The organism is Phyllobacterium sp. (assembly GCF_037994405.1).
Lineage (GTDB): Bacteria > Pseudomonadota > Alphaproteobacteria > Rhizobiales > Rhizobiaceae > Phyllobacterium.
On sequence record NZ_JBBNAN010000180.1, the window covers coordinates 1 to 4,401 of the forward strand.

5 protein-coding genes are annotated in these 4,401 nt (G+C 57.6%); 2 read left to right on the forward strand and 3 right to left on the reverse strand.

Features of this window, described 5'->3' with window-relative positions; genetic code table 11:
• Positions 1 to 221: winged helix-turn-helix domain-containing protein (locus tag AAAC48_RS10505; protein WP_340654126.1), on the reverse strand; the 221-nt coding region annotated here is incomplete at its 3' end.
• A gap of 196 nt (positions 222 to 417) precedes the next feature.
• On the opposite strand from AAAC48_RS10505, the gene AAAC48_RS10510 reads away from it, so the two are divergent.
• Positions 418 to 807, forward strand: coding sequence for a DUF983 domain-containing protein (locus tag AAAC48_RS10510; protein WP_340654130.1), 390 nt, complete (start codon positions 418 to 420; stop codon positions 805 to 807).
• Between the two features lie 29 nt (positions 808 to 836).
• Here the strand turns inward: AAAC48_RS10510 and AAAC48_RS10515 are convergent, their stop codons facing one another.
• Positions 837 to 1,577 (reverse strand): 3-oxoacyl-ACP reductase family protein, encoded by a 741-nt coding sequence (locus tag AAAC48_RS10515; RefSeq protein ID WP_340654127.1) that lies wholly within the window; start codon positions 1,575 to 1,577, stop codon positions 837 to 839.
• A 100-nt stretch (positions 1,578 to 1,677) separates the two neighbouring features.
• Between AAAC48_RS10515 and AAAC48_RS10520 the strand changes: the two genes are divergently transcribed.
• Complete coding sequence (locus tag AAAC48_RS10520; protein WP_340654128.1) at positions 1,678 to 2,289, forward strand: TetR/AcrR family transcriptional regulator; 612 nt, start codon at positions 1,678 to 1,680, stop codon at positions 2,287 to 2,289.
• Between the two features lie 59 nt (positions 2,290 to 2,348).
• Here the strand turns inward: AAAC48_RS10520 and AAAC48_RS10525 are convergent, their stop codons facing one another.
• Positions 2,349 to 3,926, reverse strand: a complete 1,578-nt coding sequence (locus tag AAAC48_RS10525; protein ID WP_340654129.1) for an alkaline phosphatase — start codon at positions 3,924 to 3,926, stop codon at positions 2,349 to 2,351.
• Positions 3,927 to 4,401: the final 475 nt, after the last annotated feature.

Below are 4,401 nucleotides of genomic sequence, written 5' to 3' on the forward strand. Positions count from 1 at the left end.
GAGCCGGTTCTTGCCTCGATCAGGTCAAGGCGGCGCGCTTCGTTCAGCGCACGTGTCACGGTGGTGAGGTCCACCCCAAGTTGCCGCGCGATGTCGCGCTGGGGCGGCAGGGCGTCGCCGGACTTGATCAGGCCAGCGGCGATATCAGCCCGCAGAGCTTCGACAATGCCTTGATGCTTGTAGCGGGCAGAGGCGGCGAAACGGGGTTTCCAAATTGTCATATGTGACTCATTGTATGGCTATCTATCCATACAATTACAGAAGATCGTCAAACGGATCAAGCTTTTTTGTCGCGATTTCGGAATATATCTTTATTTTTTGCCATACAAGACGTATATACCAGCCAAGAATTTGGATAAGTGTATGGATTTTCCACTGGTAGACCATACAACTGGATCCGTCTTGAAAGGCAAGGCCATGGCACACATTCATTATCACGCAACCGAAAATCCGATGAAGACGGGAATTCTGGGGCGGTGTCCCCAATGCCAGCAGGGGCATCTGTTCAACGGCTTTCTCAAATTGGCGCCGTCGTGCGAGGTTTGCGGGCTCGATTATTCTTTCGCCGATCCCGCCGATGGTCCGGCCTTCTTCGCCATGACCATTGTCGCCGTGCCGGCTCTGGTCTTCGCATTGTGGCTGCAGACCACATATGAAGTGCCGATCTGGGTGCATCTGTTCACGACGGTGCCATTGACGCTACTTGGCAGCCTCGCACTGCTGCGGCCGCTGAAGGGCTGGCTGGTCTGCTCGCAATATTTCCACAAGGCCGAGGAAGGCAAGTTGGTACGCAAGGGCGACCTCTGAGGTTCCGCCCTTACGCGGTCAGCATGGGGTCAGATATTGGTGCCGCCGTCGATGGTGAGGGCCGAGCCAGTGATGAAGCGGCCTTCTTCGCCTGCCAGAAAGGCCACAATACCCGCAATATCTTTCGCCTGACCGAAGCGCGGGATCGCCATCAAGGCGCGCTGCGCGTCGGCATGATCGCCGTTGGCGGGATTCATGTCCGTATCGGTCGAGCCAGGCTGAACGATATTAACGGTGATTTCCTTCGGGCCAAGGTCACGCGCCAGCGCCTTGGTCAGACCGACAAGCGCGGCCTTGCTGGTTGCATAGATGCTGAGGCCCGGGAACGGCACGCGCTCGCCAAGGTTGCTGCCGACGGAGACAATGCGTCCTCCGGCTCCCATGAGGGCGGAAGCGGCCTTTGAGGCAACGAAACTTGCCCGGACGTGGATGGACATGACGCGATCAAACTCATCGAGTGTGGCCGTCTCGATCTGATCGACCGAGAAGACGCCCGCGCTGTTGACCAGAATATCCAACCTGCCAAGCCTGGCATGAGCCTCGTTGACTGCCGCTTCGACAGCGGTGGCATCGAGATTGTCAGCCTTGATGGCAATGGCACGGCGCCCCAGCTTTTCGATATCCTTGACGACGGTATCCGCCTTGGCGGCAGCACTGGTATAGGTGATGGCGATATCGGCGCCGTCTTCAGCCAGTTTGAGCGCTATTGCGGCGCCAATGCCGCGGCTTCCACCCGTGACAATAGCTACCTTGTTGTTGAGACGAGTCATGTGGATTCCTTTTATGTAATGATTGATACAAAAAGGCATAGGGCACTTGCGGAAGGGCGTCAAGCGTTTTATGTATTGATCATTACATAAAGGAGACGCCGTGACGCAAAGAGGCCGCCCGCGCGCATTCGACCGCGATACCGCCCTTTTACGCGCCATGGAGGTTTTCTGGGCGAAAGGCTATGAGGGCGCCTCCATGGCTGACCTCACCGGGGCGATGGAGATCAACGCGCCCAGCCTTTACGCAGCTTTCGGCAGCAAGGCGGGGCTGTTCAGGGAAGCCGTCGAAGTCTATCGAACCAGGGTCGGTGTGCAGATCTGGGATGCCCTGTCGGCAGCCGCAACGGCGCGCGAAGGCTTTGCCAATTTCCTCAAGGAGACGGCGCTCGCCTATACACATGCCGATGAGCCGCATGGCTGCCTGATCGTGCTTGGGGCCCTGCATGGCGAGCGGGGTTCGGAATCGGTCTGCACACTGCTACGCGACCGGCGTCTGGAGAATGTGAGCCAGCTGGGTGACAGATTGGAGCGCGGGATACGCGAAGGCGAATTACCGGCGACGATCGATTGCCAGCAGGTGGCGGAGTTCTACGCCACCGTGCAGCATGGCATGTCGATCACCGCACGTGACGGGGCATCGCTGGACCAGTTGATGAAGACTGCCGATGCCGCCATGGCAGCCTGGGATGCGCTGACATTGCAGGCGGCCTGAAACGAAAACGGGCGGCAATGGCGTCCGTTTCGCCGTCAGACAGATTTCGTGCCCGCACTTCAGATCGAGCGGACGGGATCGAGTGTCACCTTGTAAAGTTCGACGTTCTCGCGGTCCATCAGGCGAACGGTCATCTGTTCGCTTGCCCCATCAATGTCCACAAGTCCGAAGAACTGCAGCCCGGCTGAGGGCGGCAGGTTCTGTCCCTGTTCTGGGGTTGGCGCCTTGATGAACTTGAGCTCCGGACCGAAGGTCTGATCCAGATCGTTGGGTCCGAAGGTCCCGGCGTGGATCGGGCCGGAAACGAATTCCCAGAACGGTTCGAAGTCCTGGAATTGCGCCTTGTCCGGGTTGTAGTAATGCGCTGCAGTGTAATGCACGTCGGCGGTGAACCAGGCGGTGTTCTTGATGCCTGCAGACTTGATGAAACGGAGCAGATCGGCAATCTCGAGCTCGCGGCCTTTGGCCGGGCCGTTGTCGCCATTGGCGACAGCTTCCGAGCCCTTCTTTTCCTTGGCATTATCCCAGACGACGAGGCCGAGTGGCATATCTGCGGCGATCACTTTCCATGTAGCCCTGGAGTTCAGGAGTTCGCGCTTCAGCCAGCGAACCTGCCGTTCGCCGAGAATGGAGGATTCCGGTGTGATGGTGTCTTCCATGTCGGGACCATTCGGTCCGCGATAGGAGCGCAGGTCAAGAAAGAAAACATCGAGCAGCGGACCATAGGCGATCTTGCGGTAGACCCGGCCCGGTTCGGCCGGGGTATAGCGGATCGGCGTCATTTCGTGGAACGCACGGCCAGCGCGGGCAGACAGCAGCGCAATGGATTTTTCCGTATAGCGATCATCGCCCGCAAGATTCTTCGAGGACGACCAGTTGTTGGTGACCTCATGGTCGTCCCATTGGAAGAATGTCGGGCAGATGGAGTTCAGCGAACGGACGTGATCGTCGAGAAGATTGTATTTCCACTGGCCGCGATATTCGTCCAGCGTCTCTGCCACCTTGCGCTTTTCATCGGTGATGATGCGGTTTTTCCACTTGGTGCCGTCCTTGAGATTAACTTCCTCGACCAGCGGCCCATCGGCATAGATCGTATCGCCCGAATGCAGGAAGAAATCCGGTGTGTGGCGGGCGATCGTCGCATAGGTTTTCAGGCCCGTCTCGTCGATGCCCCAGCCCTGACCCACGGTATCGCCGGACCAGGCGAAGCGGATATTGCGTTTTGACATCGGGGCGGTCTTGAAACGCCCGGTGACCGGCTCGGAAACGGCATTGAGATCGCTGAGATCGACCGCAGTCAGGCGGTAGAAGATATCCTGATCCGAAGCGAGATCCGTCAGTAGCTGCTTTACGGCAAGATCGCTATCGGGAAAGGCATTGAGCGGGGGCAGTTTGACCGCATCCGCAAAGCTTTCCGTGGTGGAAACTTCGATGTTGACGCGAGCGGGCCTGTCGGTCCTTGTCCAGATCATGCCTGTCGTCGCATCCACATCGCCGGATTGGACGCCATGGGTGAATACGGGACGGGTATTGGCGCGCGAATAGGAGGGGAGGGCAAGGCCAGATGCGGCGGTCAGTGCAACCGCTCCGGTTGAAACGAGGAAGTTGCGGCGGGTCACGGGTGCCGATCTGGTCATGAACATTCTCTCCGGGGCTGGCTGGCGCATAACCCAAAACCGGAAGCGGTCTCAGGAGAGATTATGCGCCAATTCAAAGTGGCTGGCTGCCTCTTCTTTGCGCGGGGAACGTTTCAGTTTTTTTGCAGTTCTATGAAGTTTGCACAAATAAAATCAGCCCTCAGGTCAGGACCTGTTAATCTGGTTGAAATGGTATGGGGCTTTTCGTTCGGATACGAGGAGCAGAGGGACAAGAAATGTTTATCCATTTTCGAGCCTTTGCGACAATGTAGCCGGGCGAAAAGACCATATCCTGCGGACGCCGAAATGGCTGCAAGCGAACCGTTCGGCCGGAGGAAAGATCCCGCTGCATCTTCTTGCCGTTTCAGGCGCCATTTCGATCATATTAATGGGCCCAGACCCTAACTAGTGCCCGTCCATAAACAGCAAGCTGCTGAAATTGTTGAATGAATCTTGATTTTCGGCGGGCAAGGCC